The following is a 17,844-nucleotide window of genomic DNA, read 5'->3' on the forward strand; positions in this document are numbered from 1 at the left end:
TGCTCATCACCAGTACATCCGGTTTCGGTATTTTCTACCTCCAGAATGTACGTGCCAACCCCAATACTATCTACGGCAAACCCGTTAATTACTGCATCGGGATTATTGTCCGTAACTGGTACTTTCACACCACTCACCAATTGATACCAGGTGAATGTGTAACCGGTGGTGTTACCGCTTACATCGCCTCGTAAGCCCCCGTTTTGGTTGTTTGCCTCGCAGGAAGTTTGACTAATGATGTCTACATTTATTCCGGCTACTGGGAAGTCTCGAGCATCTTGTATGAAAACTTCGGCCGTATCTAACGCAGCACAATCAGACCCATCGTTACGAACCGCCCGTACGGAGTGCCAGCCAACATTTAGGCCAGTAACAACCGAACGGTTTTGTCCAGGAATCGTGGTTGCACTCCCGTTACGTACCTGATTTTTGGTTCCTTGATACCAGTAGTAAGTGTAACTAGCCGTATCAGGAACACCACCAGAAGTGGAAGGTAGTAAATTAGCTTCAATGCTGCCACTGAAAACACCCGGTGTACAGAAACGCTGATCGTCCAGCTTGGTAGCAATAATAGTTTCTAAGTAGTCAGCTGACTCGTCTACTACTGAAGTGTAAATTAAAGTATCGCAGCCAGTGCTTTGGTTATAAATACTTAACACGTAATTATCAGCAGGGATGCCAATTAATTGACTAGGTATGGCTGGTTGAGGACTGTAAGCTGAAGCTGTATCTACTCCTACAAACCATTTAAAAGTGAATCCGGTGGTGCTTCCACCTACAGTAGCACTAAGTGCCCCATTCGGGTTAGTCGGATTGCAATTGGTTTGGGGAGTCTGCGCAATTGCTATCGTACCGAATGGTGTGATCCGGTTGTCAATACGGAATATGACCGATGGACTCGATACGCAGCTGGTAGCAGTATCTTCAGCAGTAACAAAATACGGTCCTGCTTCCAGGCCGACGAATACCCCCGTGAAGTTTGATTCAATCACTGTGCTTCCCTGCTGAAGATTAAACCGGTAGCCAGTAGTTGCACCACCCACCGAAACCTGTACCTGCCCATTAGGCTCACAGGTAGTCTGGTGCTGAATAATGTTGACATCCGCTGGATCAACCGCCGGAATAACAACGTTTTCAGTTAAGGTAATAGCTTCACTAAAGCTACAGCCAGTAGCTATTTCGGTAGCGACAACTGTATAGACGTTAGTAAGATTAGTACTTAGCGTATCGGGCGTAGTAAAGTCACTACTTACTACTTCAGCTAATGGGCCATTGGTTACGGTGCCACGGTACCAAGCCCAAGTAAACAAACTTGGATCAGCTGTAGTAGCCGTGAGCTGGCCAGTATACGGGAAGCTACAAGCAGTCTGAGGTTGCTGTACGGTAGGAGTAATGGTATGAGCAGTGGTAGCTCGGAAGATTTCTGCCTCTTCTCCGGTAGTATATAACCCACAGTTATTGGTAGGATCGTAGGCTCGTACTTCATAAATTCCTTCTGATAAGTTAGCAAAGGAAGGATCATTACTAAAGACTGTATCTTGAGCGGGGCTCATTTGAATGAGCATGTAATCATAATTGGCTTCGTCACCATCTACTTCTACCGTAATTGTTCCGTTAGGACTCAAGCAGTTGGTATTATCAGTTGTAGTCAAGCTACTAACCTGCGGAATATCTAGGGTGAGATCATAGGTTACTGTTTCGGAACATCCGGTGAGCAGGTTGTTGATTACCACTTTGTAGAGTAGTGGTATCAAATTGGTAGCTTCGTTGCCCACGGCTAAAGTATCATTCTCGGTCGATTCCTCATCAAACCAGTAAATGCTATAATTAGTCAGATCGGGTGTAATTCCGTTGAGCAGCACCCGCAAATGACCGTCGGATGTGCCGGGGTCACAACTTGATACTGGTTGTACTTCTTCAATAGTAACTGTATCGGCAGTAGGCCAATCTTCTAAGCGTTCTATTTGTACCGTATCAGCAATTCCTTGGCAGGTAAATACTCCATTGTCATACGCTGCTACAATTTCGTAGGTTCCTGAATCAAGCTCAGTAGCAATGGGTGAAGTACTAACAATGCTTCCGTCAGCTATATTCGTCCAAGTGAAAGAATATTCAGAAATAGGTAAGGCCGAACCATCGGCAGCGCGTACTGCTGCTTCACCATTATTATCGGTAGCGATAGCTCCCGGACAGTTACGGTTATCTTGTATTTTATTAACCTGCACGGAAAACGGAGTAGGGTCCACATTGACTGATACAATGGTAGGAGTATCATCGCACTCTCGCACAGGACCATTCAGTGTTGTTAGCGGATAAAATGCCGAATTGTCAATTTTATTTCCTAGATCATCGTAGGGACCAACATCATTAAGGGAGGTATATAAAGTGTAGTTGCCCCGGGGGCCAGCCACGGTAAGTACAGTATCAATAAAACTACCGGGTTGCAAACCACCAGGAATCTCAATTTCTACTACGGCAAAGTGCGGGTCCTCATCCGTATCGGCATAGGCTTGCTGAGGATCATCACTGTAAAAGGAGATAGGAATAGGACGTTCTACCTCTTCGTCGCCATTGTTCTCGATGTACAAACGAATCTGGAATTCTTGATTAGGGCACTCCGGGGGAATAATACGGGTACTATCGCCTACAAAGTCGAGTTTGGCTGCCGGAAAAACCAAATTTCCACAGTAGCTAATACGGGGCGATTGATTGAGAAATTTGTTTAGAGAAAAGATATCAACCGCACTAGGATCATTACATAACTGTGAGAAGCTCAGATGGTGCGGTTGGGCAAATATAGGCACACTCAGATCATCATTAATGTTGACGTTGAAATAAGAGAACTGATTCCAGACCCGGCGGGCCGGTACCCAGTAATTGTCATTCGCTGCTTTGTATACTTTAATATGACCATTCGTCCGGGTGCCCGAAGTTGCAGGCGACTCACCATAAGTATTACGATCACGTCCGCAGGATAGAATAATTTCCGTTTCGCCATCTCCATCTACATCGGCTACGATAGGATATTCGCCTTGGGTTTGCGAGCTACAAAAAGATCCATCTAGGAAGCCGTTAATAATTCGGCCGCTTACACCATCTATAATGTAAAGATTAATTTCATCTCGGTAAATTACTTCCGACGCACCATCGCCATCAAAGTCAAAAATAGTGGTTCCGGTAAAACCCGAGGAAGATTCCCAGAACTGGTCATGATTTTCCCACTCTACATTTAGATTTTGATCGAGGGCGTAAAGGCTAGACCCTGACATAAAAGTTATCTCTAGTTCCGGATCGCCATCAATATTGGCAATATTAACCGTTCCCAAGCCTCGGCGCCAAGTACAAAGCTCAGTAGTATTATCGCATCCTCCGCCGCTGAGGTCTCTAAAATTGCCGCGGTTAGCCGTAATAGTATTTCCCGGACGAGCCACTACGAACATTCTTACAACGCTATTTTGAACGTCCCAGAAAAATACTGATGTGGGGCCGTCTTCATCACCCGTAGTACCTCCCATAATTACATCCAAGAACCCATCATTATTGAAATCTACCACACTAGTAGTACTCCAACTTTGATTGGTAAAATTAGCGTCTTTAGGATGATACCCACCAGCACGATAATCTGCGGGAAGCGTGCCCGCATTATTCATATTGGCAACCTCGTTTAGTTGCCCCCCCGCAATATCAACCGAATAAACAATATGACCAACCACTAACTCTAGCCCTTGGCAGTCGGTGCAAAAACCATCGGGAAACATATCAACAGCTACGGGCGCAGGATTTAGCTCAGTTTGCCAATCATTGGCAGAAGGATAAGTGGCTGTACCATGACTTCCTTGAACTAATACGTTTCCGGTAGTTGCATCTCTAATCTCATTGACTTGATAGATTTCAGGGGTTCCATCTAGATTAAAGTCAGCTACATTAATTATTCTTCCGCTGGTAAATCCGGTAGAGGTTGCTGTCCAATAATTAGATAAATCGTGCTGGTAGGCTTTAATCTGATTGTCGTTGCTGACGATAAATATTTCTCCAAACCCATCATCATCTACATCAGCCACTGCCGGGTAGCCCCGGGTTTCAGGACCAAAATCACGCTGATTTTCAATAGTTGATAAATCAGAACCATCTAGCACGTAGATCATTCCGTTTTGTCCGTTGGTCGTAATTACTTCGGGGGTTCCATCATTATCTACATCGGCTACCATCGGCATACCCATGGCGGCACTAGTTCGGTTAGCCGATGAGTCGGCCGCTTGAATACTAAATACATTACCTACTGGAACCGCTTCACAATCGGGCTGAAGGACAATGTAATTGTTAGGGTTGTCGGGGTCAGATAAGCAATCGCCATCATAGTAGTCAAAAAAGCCATCACCGTCGTTATCTACTCCATCGCCGCAGTCATTTTCGCACAGAACTGAAGACCCGCAATCATCTCGATCTTGGCAGTCTATTAGTCCATCGCCGTCGTTATCAACCCCATCGCCACAGTCAGTTTCAGTAGCAGGTTGAGGGGGTGGGGTACAATTACAGCTAGGTTCTTCACAGTCGGTTAAACCATTCCCATTATTATCGACTCCATCGTTGCAGTTAAAAAGATTACCAGCACCATCATCACCCTCTATTCTTTGAATTACACATAGAGTACTACCATAATCGGGGTGACTCGGATCAAAACAATTGGGATTGATCGTTTGAGCATTTGCTTGTTGAAGTAAAACAAGTGTAAACGGTAAGCAAGCGACTAATGTATACCAATACTTCATAAGTTTCTCTTTGCATAAGAAAGCATACAAGATGTTCATACCTTCTTAAGTATATTGTAAAGTACGGCATTATTCAATCTTGATTAAATACAAAAAACGAGTTCATTAAACTGATGTATGGAATGCTCCAACTTTGTGATAAAATGCAGTTAGTAATTTAAATTATCCGCAGATTGAGTAGATATAGTAGTATATAGGTGTTGTTTAATGCTACAACTTGCAATTAAGCAGAAAGAAAATCTACTCTTAGTTTTAGGTAAAAAGTGATAAATCGTAAATATTTATAGATTTATCAAAAGAAAACCACTTGAAATTGTATTTTTGAAGCAATAGCTAATCTTTAAAGTATATTATGTAGGCAAAAGAATCTATATCTTTGTTTAGATAATAAGGTAGAAATGAGATATCTATTTATTGTACTAGTTTTAGCGGCTGCTACAGTCCAAGCTCAGAAAATTAAAGTAGGGCCAGTGGTGTCCGCTTCATTAGCCCGCCCGGTTTTTGATAATTTGGTAGTTGCCCAGAGTAATCAAGGAAAGTGGGCACCAGCAGCCGCTGGAGGTGTTTCACTTATTTTTCTTGCAAATAATAATTTTGGCCTATCTACTGAATTACTGTACCAATATCAGCAGAAATCTGTAGCAGGCACCGATGGTTTCTCGTACTTCAAGGAGTCACATAATTTTATAAAAGTACCAGTACTATTTCAATATTCTTATCCGGTAGGCTACTACAAAATAAATGTGATGGCTGGGCCAGTCATTAACTACTGGCTTTCGGGGCGGGGTGAAGCTTTAGTGCCTGAGCTAGTAGAGGGAGAGTTAGAAAACGGAACACGCTATACAATAGAATACAGCGGCGTATTAGACGATGATCGCTTTGTAGTTTCCGACCCTAACCGCTGGCAATTAGGCCTTCAGGTAGGAGTAGGAACTACAATCCCTATAAAGCAGAACCAGCTTAAAGTAGATGCGCGGTTTGAGTGGGGGCATACTAACTTAGCAAAACCTAACTCTACTTACGCACCCTTTATATTTTATGACATCTCTTTAGATCATACCTTCAATGTATTCTCGCTTTCTTGCGCTTACCTTTTTTCTTTTGATTTATTTGAAATGAAACGCAAAGGTAAAAGCACTAGGCAGAAAGAAAAGTAGATTTCTACTTCTTTATAGAGATACAAAGGGGACTTAGATCAATAGAATTTAAGGCGGACGTAGGGATATAATGATCTATAATCCTCTCGTACTTATTGCCCACCTTTTGTGAAAAGAATTTTTTAAAATATTTGAGGAAAGCTCAACCAAAATTTCAAACTATCGTTGGCATAGGAAACTGATAAAATTTTAGAAGTTTCCCTAGTTTGTAGTTAGAAGTTTTGGAAAGTAAAGATCAAATAGCAAATATAGCGCAGCAACTTTTTTTAAAATATGGTGTCCGCAGTGTAACTATGGACGACATAGCCAAGAAGTTGGGCATCTCCAAAAAAACAATTTACCAGTACTTCGCCGATAAAGATGAAGTTGTTGAACTAGCAACTCTCCGAATTTTGGAAAGAGAAAAGCAGTTGATCGAGGATATTAAAAACCGGTCCGAGAATGCTATTCATGAATTATACCTGATTACTAGGTACATTCGGCAGCATATTGTAGACGTTAATCCGTCAATCCTGCTCGATATTCAGAAGTACCACCGAGGAGCTTGGGAAATCTACCAGAATTTCAAAGATTCGATATTTTTACAAACAGTAGAAAGCTCCATTCGTAAAGGGATTGAAGAGGAATATTATCGGGCCGATATAAATCCAAAGATACTGGCTAAGCTACGAATTGAACAACAGCATATTGCCTTTGACGACCAAATATTCCCTAAAAATGAGTTTGACTGGACTGAGGTTCAGTTGCAAATCTTTTACAATTTCTGTTACGGCCTTTTAACACCTAAAGGAGTAGAACTTTTTGAAAATTACGCTAAAACCCTCACTACCCATGCTGCGAAAAATTAGTATTCTTGGGGTATTATTGTGGCTATTTAATAGTTACAGTGTTTATTCCCAAACGAGCGAAGTTGATATCACCCAACCATTAACGCTGGACGATTGCCTGAACTATGCATTTCAGAACAGTGAAACTATAAAGATTGCTGATCTGGAAAATAAAATCTCGCAAGCCGATGTAGGTGTTACCAAAGCGCAAGGACTGCCCCAGATTAATGGCTCTATTAACTACAATAATAACTTTGCAATTCAGCGACAGTTTCTTCCCGACTTTATCTCACCCTCGGTTTACCAGGTTTTATTACAAGAGCAGCTGTTACCGGATGGAAGTCAGGTTCCCGAGCCGGGTGTTATTGCGGCGGCTTTTGGGGTGCAACACTCCAGCACAGCAGGAATAACACTTTCTCAAATGCTTTTTGATGGCTCCTATTTTGTTGGGTTACAGGCTGCTCGTACCTATACCGAGTTAGCTCAAAGGAGTTTTGAGCAAAACAAAGTGCAAGTGGCTGAACAGGTGACAAAAGCATATTATACGATTCTGGTTAACCAAGAAAGACAGGAGTTAATAGGAAGTAACTTCAACCGCCTAGATACGCTGCTTCGGGAAACAAAATTATTATACGAGAATGGCTTCGTAGAAAAGATTGATGTTGACCGCCTTTCGGTTCAGTACAATAATCTTAAGACGGAGAAAGGCAATATCGACCGTTTAACTGAGCTGAGTTACTATCTGCTTAAATTTCAGATGGGTATACCCGTTGAACAACCAATTACGTTGACGGATGATATTGCCAATATCGACTTTGACCCTGAAGTGGCTGCTGAGTCGGAGTTCAGATACGACCAGCGTCCGGAATACGCTCAGGTGCTGGTTAACCAAGAACTAGTGCAACTAGATATGAAAAATAACCGGTTTCAGTATCTTCCCAAGCTTACTGCAAATGCTGCTTTTGGCTACAATACCGGGGTAAATAATTTTAGTGAAATTACTAATTTTGATGAGCTATGGTTTGAGTATGGCTTTTGGGGCGTTACACTAGATATTCCCATTTTCGACGGTTTGCGAAAACACCATGCTATCCAGAAAAATAAAGTGCAAGCTCAGCAGATTGAGTTGCAGTCGCGCTTTTTGCGCAATCAAATTGATTTGGAGATCGCTCAAGCGAGAGTAGCGTTACAGAACGGAGTAGATGCCCTTGAGGTGCAGCAGGAGAATTTAGAACTAGCTCAAGAAGTTTTTCGGATCACAAATATCAAATATCAAGAAGGAGTAGGTTCTAACCTTGAAGTTGTTGATGCTAATAATGCGCTCAAAGCTTCTGAAACCAACTACTTTAGTGCCCTCTACGATGCATTAATTGCCAAAGTAGATTTGCAAAAAGCCTTAGGAATTTTAGTTCAACCATAATTACCGCCCTTATATTATACTTATGAAAACAGTACTAGTAAGCTTTATTGCAATAAGCCTACTGATGGCTTGCGGAAGCGACAACAGTGAGCTTGCCGAAAAAAAGCAGCAATTAAAAGAGTATCAGCAAGAGTTAAAATTGCTGGAAGATCAGATTATCACCTTAGAAAATGAAATAGCCGAAGAAGATCCTTCATTTGCTCAACAAACGCAAAAAACTACCTTAGTAACGACGCTCCCGGTGGTTAAAAAAACGTTTGAACACTACATTGAAGTACGAGGATCGGTAACCTCCCGAAAGAACATCACTATCAGTGCGGAAGCTCCCGCAATGGTCACCGCATTATCGGTTTCGGAAGGTGAATCAGTGCGGAAGGGACAGGTACTAGTGAACCAAAACGGAGAAACTCTTCGTCGGAATATTCAAGAGTTACAAACATCACTGGACTTGGCCAAAACCCGCTACGACCGACAAAAAAATCTGTGGGATCAAAATATTGGAACAGAATTCCAGTATTTGGAAGCCGAAAACGGGGTGAAATCGTTAGAGCGTCGCATTGCTTCACTGCAAGCTCAACTAAATAACTATGTTATTCGCGCTCCTTTTTCAGGAACCATTGACGAAATCTTTGTAAGAGAAGGGGAGATGGCTCAGCCCGGATTTCCGGTTTTACGATTAGTGAGTTTAACCGATATGTTTATTGAAGCCGATATTTCGGAAGCATTTCTAGGTGAGTTTGAGCGGGGAGATAGTGTAGTAGTTAATTTCCCTTCTTTAGACAAAACTATTCAAAGTGCAGTCAGCTCGGTAGGAAAAGTGATTAATGAAAATAACCGCACTTTTAAAGTTGAGGTGAAGCTGTCCAATAGCTTAGAGTTCTTACGCCCGAATTTATTATCCGTGCTACGTATTATGGACTATCAGAAACCAGATGCTATTGTTGTACCGACCAAACTGATTTTAGAAGATACTAAAGGTGATTATCTGTTTGTAGCCAAGAATGCCGATGAAGGTGAAGGTAAAGTAGCAGCAAAAAAGCATATTGATCGAGGGCAGACTTATAAAAACGAAACAGTAATAGCGGACGGACTTCAGGGTAACGAAGTGCTAATTGATAAAGGCTTCCGCGAGGTAGCCGAAGGAGTACGAATCAGTATAGCCAACGAAGAAGCGTCAAGTCTTTCGCTTAATAAATAATATCATATGGCAAGTCAAGAAAAATCCCAGCGCGTTGTCCGTAACTTCGCAATAAGTTCCGGTGCGGTTAATAATCGTACGAGCGTCCTGATTCTTACTTTCATTATTGTTGTGTTAGGAGTTACCTCATACTTCTCCATGCCCAAGGAGAATTTTCCCGAAGTGGTAATTCCCACCATTTACGTGGGTACACCTTATCCGGGCAACTCGCCGGTGGATATTGAAAATCTGATTACCCGCCCTATTGAAAAAGAAGTCAAAGGAGTTACGGGTGTCGATCAAATCAACTCAACCTCGATTCAAGATTTTTCTACCGTGATCGTAGAGTTCAATCCTGACGTTGATATATCGAAGGCTTTACAAGATGTAAAGGATGCGGTAGACCAAGCCCAGAGTGAACTTCCTACCGATTTGGATCAAGACCCGAATGTATTTGAAGTTAATCTACAAGATTTGCCATTTATGTTCATTAATATTTCTGGCGATTATAGCATTGATGAACTGAAAGACTACGGTGAGTATCTTCAAGATGAGATTGAATCGATGTCGGAAGTACAGGAGGCGAACCTTAGCGGTACCCTGGAGCGAGAAATTCGAATTGATGCAGATTTGTATAAAATGGATGCGCGGGAAGTTACCTTTTCGGATATTCAGAATGCCGTATCGGCGGAGAATGTAACCATATCTGGGGGAAACATTAAAGCAGATGACTTTCGCCGCTCGCTCCGGGTAATAGGTGAGTTCACTGAAGTGAATCAGTTAGAAGATGTGATCATTAAAAATGAGGAAAATAAAATAGTTTATCTCCGCGATGTAGCCGAAGTAAGCGATACTTACGAAGAAGCCTCGAGTTACTCGCGCAATAATGGTGATCCGGTAGTTACGCTTTCAGTAGTAAAGCGGAAAGGTGAAAATGTGCTAGCTGCTTCAGATCAGATTAAGGTGATACTAGAAGATGCTCAAGCGGGTCGTTTTCCGGCAGATTTACAAATTATCATCACTAACGATCAATCCAAGTACACCCGGCTTCAGTTAAGCAACTTGGAGAATAGTATTATCATGGGGGTTATCTTGGTAATTCTGGTCCTGATGTTCTTCCTGAATCTCAGAAATGCTTTGTTCGTAGGAATTGCGATTCCACTCTCTATGTTTCTGTCGTTTATGCTGCTTAGCTTCTTTGGCATTTCTATTAATCTGATGGTGCTCTTCGCTTTAATATTAGCGTTAGGAATGCTCGTGGATAACGGAATTGTGGTAGTAGAGAATATTTACCGACTGATGCAGGAGGGCTATTCTTCGGTGCAAGCGGCAAAAGAAGGCGTAGGCGAGGTTGCTTGGCCAATTATTACCTCTACCGCTACTACTTTGGCAGCATTTCTTCCTCTGGCGTTCTGGTCAGGACTTATCGGCGAGTTCATGCGTTATCTGCCCATTACGCTAATCATTGTATTATCGTCGTCTTTGTTTGTTGCGTTAGTTATCAATCCGGTGCTCACCGCCATGTTCATGAAAGTGAAAGGCACTACTACTAACAAGAAAAAAAGGCGACTGATGATCGTTGCGGGTGTTATGGTTGTGGTTGCAATCCTATTTTACATCTTCCAAAACTTTACGATTGCCAATCTATTAATGATTGGAGCACTGCTTATTCCGTTTAATATTTATGTACTAACCCCCGCCATCCAGTGGTTTCAAGATACTCTGCTGGTTAAACTGGAGCGTGGGTATACGCGCACAGTGCGTTGGGCGCTAAACGGTAAAACACCCTACTTCGTTTTCTTTGGTACTGTAGGCCTACTCATATTTTCTATTATGCTAGTAGGGGCTAAGCAACCCAAGGTTGAATTTTTCCCTGGTATTGACCCTGACTACTTTAATGTGTTTGTAGAGTTACCCGTGGGTACTGATATTGAAGCAACGAATTTTGTTACCAAACAGATGGAGGCGAAGATCTTTGAAACCTTAGATCATTACGACCAAATAGTGGAAGCAGTGATCTCTCAGGTAGGCGAAAACACAAATGATCCTTCCGAAGGGGTAAGCCCGGGTGAAACTCCTAACAAGTCTCGGGTGAATGTATCTTTCATCGACTACCAACTTCGTGATGGCATCTCTACTACCCGCGTGATGGAAGAAGTGCGAGAAGCGGTAAGCGGTTACCCAGGAGTGCTGGTCACCGTTTCGGCACCCCCCGCCGGACCACCTGTAGGAAAGCCAATAAGCATAGAAATATCTTCGGAAGATTACCCCGGACTAATTTCGTTTACGGAGAAGTTTCTAGCTGATATTGAGAATTCAAGTATTCAAGGAATTGAGGAGCTTAAATCAGATTTAGAAACCGGAAAGCCCGAACTAATTGTGAATATTGATCGGGACAAGGCCCGCCGGTTTGGTCTATCAACGGCAACTATTGCGACCGAAATGCGAACCGCCCTGTTTGGCTCAGAAGTATCCAAGTTCAAAGATGGAGAAGATGATCATCCAATTCAGCTCCGCTTAAAAGACGAATATCGATACGATGTTGACGCCCTGATTAATCAGCGGATTACTTTTCGTGATAAATTTGGAAACCTGCGTCAGATTCCGATTTCGTCGGTAGCTGATCTAAACTATTCTTCAACCTACGGTTCGGTTAAGCGGAAAGACCTAGATCGGGTGATTACCTTATCTTCTAACGTACTAGAAGGCTATAACGCTACCGAAATTGTGAACGAACTGAGGGAGCTAACGGATGATATGGATATTCCCGAAGGATATGAGGTGAAATTTACCGGTGAGCAGCAGGAGCAAGAGGAATCGGGCCAGTTTTTACTAAGAGCCCTCTTCATTGCCGTAATGACGATCTTCTTGATCATTGTTGCCCAATTTAATTCAATCGCTACACCGTTTATCATCATGATGTCAGTCTTACTAAGTACTATTGGTGTATTTTTAGGACTGGTTACGTTCAACATGAACTTCGTAGTGATTATGACTGGAATTGGAATTATTTCATTGGCCGGGGTAGTGGTAAATAACGCCATTGTACTTCTCGACTATACTAATTTAATCCGAGAAAGGCACCGCGCGGAGTTTGGTTTACAAGAGGATGAAGTGCTTCCCTATGAGAAAATCGTTAGTAGTATTGTTGAGGGGGGGCAAACTCGCTTGCGCCCGGTATTACTTACCGCCATCACCACCGTGCTAGGGCTCATTCCACTGGCAATAGGGTTGAATATTAATTTCGCAACTATGCTGTCTGATTTTGATCCTCAGATTTATTATGGTGGCTTTAATGCCGACTTTTGGGGACCAATGGCTTGGACGGTAATTTTCGGTTTGATCTTCGCTACGTTTCTTACCTTAGTGGTTGTTCCCGTAATGTATTTATTAGTTGATAAAATTAAAATGCGAATATCCAGTAAAAAACCGGTAGTTGCCGCAAAATAAAGTTTAGTAGTAACCGTCTTAAAACCCAACAATACACGTTGGGTTTTTTTGATTTAATCATATGCCTAGAATGCTTTCAATTATCTTATTGGCCGGACTGTTTATTCTGTTAGATTTTTACGCTTTCCAGGCATTCAAAGTGCTAACTGATGATCTGGCGCCGTATCCTAGGCGCACAATCTACGCTATTTACTGGATTATTAGTTTAGTAGCATTAGTTGGGTTTCTCTTCTACAACTTTGGAGGAAAAAACGTACTAACCGATGGGCAACGTACTTTTTTGTTTGCCTGGATTTTTATCAACTACGCATCCAAGTTTTTTGGTAGCATGGTGCTAGTAATTGATGATGTGGTTCGTCTAGGACAATGGGCGTACGCTCAATTTTCCACTAGCGCGAGCGATACTGCCAGCGAAGGTGCAACGGGGATTAGCCGTTCCGAATTCTTAGCTCGGGCTTCAGTAGTGGCCACTGTGGTTCCCGCATTAGGACTCAGCTACGGCATAGCCTCTGGTGCGCACGACTACCGGATTCATCGGGTAAAAGTTCCTATCGCTAACTTGCCAAAAGGCTTGGAAGGTATTCGTATTGCGCAACTCTCCGATATTCATTCAGGTAGCTTTTTTAATAAAAATGCTGTTAAAAATGGTATTGAAATGGTAATGGCTGAAAAGCCCGACTTAATATTTTTTACCGGTGATTTAGTAAATAATAAAGCCTCGGAAGTAGAAGAGTATATTCCGGTACTAAACAAGCTGAAGGCACCGCTAGGTATTTATTCTATTTTGGGAAATCATGATTACGGTGATTATACTTCCTGGCCTTCGCCTCAGGTAAAGCAAGCCAACCTGGAAAACCTGAAGTTAGCTCATAAGTTAATGAACTGGAAGCTTCTACTCGATGAAAATGAGATTCTTACTATTGATAACCATCGTTTAGCGATTATTGGAGTAGAAAATTGGGGTACGGGTGGCTTTGCCCAGTACGGTCACCTTAACAAAGCTTACCAGGGGGCAGAAGAAGCGGACACTCGTATCCTACTTTCGCACGACCCTAGCCACTGGGATGCGCAGGTTCGGCCTCACCACTCAGATATTGAGCTAACACTTTCGGGGCACACGCACGGGGGGCAAGTAGGAATAGAGTGGGGGAAGCTCCGCTGGAGTTTTGTGCAGTATCGCTACAAACAATGGGCGGGGCTTTATCAGGAAGGTAACCAACAGCTTTATGTAAACCGAGGGTTTGGTTACATTGGCTATCCGGGAAGGTTAGGGATTCGCCCGGAGATTACAATGCTAGAATTAACGCAAACTTAAACTAACGTCGGGGACTTTTACCCTGCAACTGCTTCTGAAGACCTTTTATCTCCAATGAGAAATCGGCACTAGTCTTAATGTGCTCTTGAACCGCCCGGCAAGCATGAATCACGGTAGCGTGATCGCGTCCTCCAAAGTGGTAGCCAATCGCTTTTAGCGAGTGCTGGGTGTATTCCTTGGAGAAGTACATCGCAATCTGGCGCGGCACTACAACTTCTTTCTTACGGGTCTTAGATTTTAAGTCGGGTAAAGTGACGTTGTAGTGGCGAGAAACGGTTTTGATGATTAAGTCAATGTCTACTTCAGGAACGCTATTCTGAATAATGTTTCTCAGAATATCTTTCGCTAGTGCTAATGAAATTTCTTGTTTATCTAATGATGCATGAGCCATAAGCGAGATCAAAATCCCTTCCAACTCTCGAATGTTCGTATCTACATTATACGCTAGATACTCTACTACATCATAAGGGAGACTCACTCCTTCGGCTTGTAGCTTACGCTCAATAATTGCAATTCGGGTTTCAAAATCGGGTGTCTGAAGATCAGCAGTAAGTCCCCACTTAAATCGCGAAAGTAACCGTTCCGTTAGTCCGTGCAGATCGCGAGGGGGGCAATCACTAGTCATAATAATCTGCTTACCCGATTGCTGAAGGTGATTAAAAATGTGGAAGAAAATTTCTTGGGTTTTTTCCTTACCTGCCAGAAATTGCACATCGTCCAAAATCAACGCATCTACTTGCAGGTAGAAATTGGTAAATTTCTGGACATTATTATTCTTCAGTGCCTCAATAAACTGACTAGTAAATTTTTCGGAAGAAACGTAGACTACAAATTGATGTCCCTGCTTACGTTTGATCTCATTACCAATTGCTTGCACTAGGTGGGTTTTACCCAAACCAACTCTTCCGTACACCATTAGTGGATTAAACGAAGTGCTTCCTGGACTTTGAGCTACGGCAAATCCGGCGGATCGGGCTAAGCGATTACAATCTCCTTCAATATAAGTATCAAAACTGTACTTATCGTTTAAGTTCGTTTCAACTTTGAGGCTCTCCATTTCTGGAAACGAAAACGGGCCTTTATAATCGGTAGCAGGGGCTTGGTAGCGCGAATTGTTTCGCTTATTTTCTTTCTTCGGAGCAGTAGGCAGCTTAATAGCCACTGGTTTGTTTTTTTGATCGCCATTATCTACTACCACCGAATACTCTAACTGACCATCAAGTCCAATCTCGGCATCAATTGCTTTACGAAGCACGTATACAAAATGCTCCTCCAACCACTCATAAAAGAACTGACTAGGCACCTGAATGGTAAGCGTCTTATTTGCTAACCGCAGCGGTTTGATAGGTGCAAACCAGGTATTAAAGGCCTGCTCACCTACGTGTTCGCGGATAGTTTTAAGGCAATTATTCCATACAGTGACCTGATCTTCTTGCATCAGTAGGTTAGTTCGCATAAGCAAGTAGTGTTATTAGCAATTAGTCTACCATTATTAACCTTTAATTAAATCAATAACTAAATGTTAATGACATGGCTTTGTCTGTGAGGCGTTAGTAAAGGTTGGAAAAAAAAAATAAAGAAAAAAATGACTAAGATATTGACTTGAATTATTATTGGAAATCTGCAAATTAAAGATTTGCCCTGAAGGGGTATAATACGTAATTACAGTTTTAAGGGTAGAATGAAAACTACGAAGATAATCGCCTATGTATCAGACAAAAAAGCACGTAAAGTAGTACTATTGCTACTGATCAAATTTAAAATATGCCTCGTCCTGAAAAATTCATATGCATAAAAATTTTTAAAAAATGAGCCTAAAAATTTGCAAAAAGATTAGTTGGATATTAAAGTAATTATTCTTGCTAAGGTTCAGCAAAAATGGTAACAATTTGATAATCTTGGGTTTAGAAGAATTTGCTATTTTCTGAAAATGCAGAGAGTAAAATGAAGGTGGGAAACCTAAGAGGCTGACACCCAGTTAAATCATTAGTAAATCTGTTACTTATTCATATGTTTGACAAATTTCAACCTAAAACGGAGCGGGAGTGGATAGAGCAGGCAAATAAAGAGACACGTACGTTTGAATCCATTTCGTTCCCGCATCTATTTCAATTAGAAAATTTGAAACTGTCGGCTATTAATACTTACCAATCAGCAAACAGTAACAAAAAACTAGTAAAGTACATAATTTCAAATAAGTCAGCCTACCCATCAATAAGTTTGATGTTAGCTGAACAGCTTAAAAAAGTAGAATTTGAGAGCATACTTCAGTATGGTTTAGAAGATTTGTTCCTAACACTAGATCAAGCCCTAAGTAGTCAGATTATTGATAAATCGAGTAATTCTCCGGAGCTGCAATCAATAGCTGTTACTTACGAACACAGTGATAGTAATGGGCTAGCCTCATTTGTTGAGCGTTTTGTAAAAGAACAGCGGCTAAACATGACGCTATACAACTCATTATTAATTAGTCGTGCGTCAGGGCTAAGTAACCAGCAAACTGCTGATTTAGCCATCTTAATTAATAAATACCATAATGATCAGATTCAACTGCTCGGTATTCGGGGAGATATACTGGGAAATTATGGAGCGACTGTAGTTCAAGAGTTAGCAGCATCGTTGAGTTTGCTAGTAGCTCAATGGGATATTCTTACTAATCAAGGGGTGTCAATAGCATCGTTAGTAGCACAAACTGAGCTAGCGTTAAGCTTAAGTGGGGAGTTTTATCTTGATATTGTTAAGTTTAAAGCAGCGCGTGTACTTATATACTATCTGCTAGATGCTTACGAAACAGAAGATACTAATCCTAATCAGGTTAAACTCCGAGCTATCTCGGGAACTCTGAATAAAAGTTTATACGATCCAGATGCAAACCTGCTCCGAAACACCGTAGAGTCACTCGCCGCAACCGTTGGCGAAGCCGATATTATTACTTTAAGAAGCCATGATTACCAGTACCGTCAGACTACCGAATTCGGATCAAGGATGGCGGCTAATATTCAGCATTTGTTTCGGCATGAAGCAAGCCTTCACGAAACTAAAAACCCTGCTGATGGCTCATACTTTTTTGAAAAGGCTATTGATGATGTAGTGAAACAAGCATGGGAACTGTTTCAAGCAATAGAGGGAGAGGGGGGGTATTATCAGTCTGGTTTAACCGATGCTACTCTGTGCTTTCGTCCAAATACCAGGAAGAAAGAACGAGAATTATTACAGCAAAAAAAAGCAGTGATAGGTGTAACGCGCTACGCCAATATTCAGGAAAAAATAACGGAAAATCAGGTGGCAGACCGTACAAATTCACCCTCGCAGATAAAGCTTTGGGAGGATACTCGCCAACGAGTAGATAATTTGTCGGAAGATAAAAAGCCTGTCCTAACCATTTTAGGTCCTCTGAATGCAGATAAATCAATAGTTAGAAAAAAAATAACTTTTGTTATAGAGATACTAGCCACTATAGGGTTACCTGATTTTACGGTGGATAACTCATTGGAAACTATCTTAGAGAAAGGACGGCCAGATGTTTTAATTTTTTGCGGAGATAACGCCTGGTACGAATCACATTTAGTTGAGACGACCTCTCATCCCGAATTAACTTCGGTACCAAAAGTAGCGGTAGGCAAAATGTCGTTGCTAGTTAAGCTACAACAAGAGAAAGTGTTGGATGCGGTTATACACTCTCGGGCCGATCTTTCACCTCTGTTCAATGTAATTAAGCAAGTGCTACCA

At 41.9% G+C, this 17,844-nt stretch carries 9 protein-coding genes; 7 read left to right on the forward strand and 2 right to left on the reverse strand.

Annotated features, from left to right (window positions below; translation table 11 throughout):
• The coding region (locus WBA23_RS23690) for an FG-GAP repeat domain-containing protein (RefSeq protein WP_424584752.1) at positions 1-4,769 on the reverse strand (4,769 nt) is incomplete at its 3' end.
• 398 nt (positions 4,770-5,167) lie between these two features.
• Between WBA23_RS23690 and WBA23_RS23695 the strand changes: the two genes are divergently transcribed.
• From WBA23_RS23695 to WBA23_RS23720, 6 genes are all read left to right on the forward strand, one after another.
• The gene (locus WBA23_RS23695; protein WP_424584753.1) at positions 5,168-5,926 is read left to right on the forward strand and encodes an outer membrane beta-barrel protein; all 759 of its coding nucleotides are present in this window, start codon (positions 5,168-5,170) and stop codon (positions 5,924-5,926) included.
• A gap of 221 nt (positions 5,927-6,147) precedes the next feature.
• Positions 6,148-6,774: a TetR/AcrR family transcriptional regulator gene (locus WBA23_RS23700; protein ID WP_424584754.1), complete on the forward strand. Its 627-nt coding sequence runs from the start codon at positions 6,148-6,150 to the stop codon at positions 6,772-6,774.
• Positions 6,758-8,173 carry a TolC family protein gene (locus WBA23_RS23705; RefSeq protein ID WP_424584755.1) on the forward strand — a complete coding sequence of 472 codons (1,416 nt, stop codon included), beginning with the start codon at positions 6,758-6,760 and terminating at the stop codon, positions 8,171-8,173. Before WBA23_RS23700 ends, WBA23_RS23705 begins: the two co-directional genes overlap by 17 nt.
• 22 nt (positions 8,174-8,195) lie before the next feature.
• On the forward strand, positions 8,196-9,371 hold the full coding sequence (locus tag WBA23_RS23710; protein ID WP_424584756.1) for an efflux RND transporter periplasmic adaptor subunit: 1,176 nt from the start codon (positions 8,196-8,198) through the stop codon (positions 9,369-9,371).
• A 6-nt stretch (positions 9,372-9,377) separates the two neighbouring features.
• Entirely contained in the window at positions 9,378-12,800 is a 3,423-nt protein-coding gene (locus WBA23_RS23715; protein ID WP_424584757.1) for an efflux RND transporter permease subunit, read from the forward strand.
• A gap of 70 nt (positions 12,801-12,870) precedes the next feature.
• On the forward strand, positions 12,871-14,115 hold the full coding sequence (locus WBA23_RS23720; protein WP_424584758.1) for a metallophosphoesterase: 1,245 nt from the start codon (positions 12,871-12,873) through the stop codon (positions 14,113-14,115).
• Between the two features lies 1 nt (position 14,116).
• On the opposite strand, the gene dnaA is transcribed toward WBA23_RS23720, so the two are convergent.
• Complete coding sequence (gene dnaA / locus WBA23_RS23725) at positions 14,117-15,553, reverse strand: chromosomal replication initiator protein DnaA (protein ID WP_424584760.1); 1,437 nt, start codon at positions 15,551-15,553, stop codon at positions 14,117-14,119.
• Positions 15,554-16,125: 572 nt separating this feature from the next.
• Between dnaA and WBA23_RS23730 the strand changes: the two genes are divergently transcribed.
• Positions 16,126-17,844 (forward strand): methylmalonyl-CoA mutase family protein (locus WBA23_RS23730; RefSeq protein WP_424584759.1); only part of this gene is annotated, 1,719 nt, incomplete at its 3' end.

This window comes from Tunicatimonas sp., from assembly GCF_049647865.1.
Taxonomy (GTDB): Bacteria; Bacteroidota; Bacteroidia; order Cytophagales; family Cyclobacteriaceae; genus Tunicatimonas.

Bases quoted from the DNA above. Each gene is read 5' to 3' on its own strand.
- WBA23_RS23705 (WP_424584755.1), top strand. From the start codon at position 6,758: ATGCTGCGAAAAATTAGTATTCTTGGGGTATTATTGTGGCTATTTAAT.
- WBA23_RS23715 (WP_424584757.1), top strand. From the start codon at position 9,378: ATGGCAAGTCAAGAAAAATCCCAGCGCGTTGTCCGTAACTTCGCAATA.
- dnaA (WP_424584760.1), bottom strand. From the start codon at position 15,553: ATGCAAGAAGATCAGGTCACTGTATGGAATAATTGCCTTAAAACTATC.
- WBA23_RS23720 (WP_424584758.1), top strand. From the start codon at position 12,871: ATGCTTTCAATTATCTTATTGGCCGGACTGTTTATTCTGTTAGATTTT.
- WBA23_RS23710 (WP_424584756.1), top strand. From the start codon at position 8,196: ATGAAAACAGTACTAGTAAGCTTTATTGCAATAAGCCTACTGATGGCT.
- WBA23_RS23695 (WP_424584753.1), top strand. From the start codon at position 5,168: ATGAGATATCTATTTATTGTACTAGTTTTAGCGGCTGCTACAGTCCAA.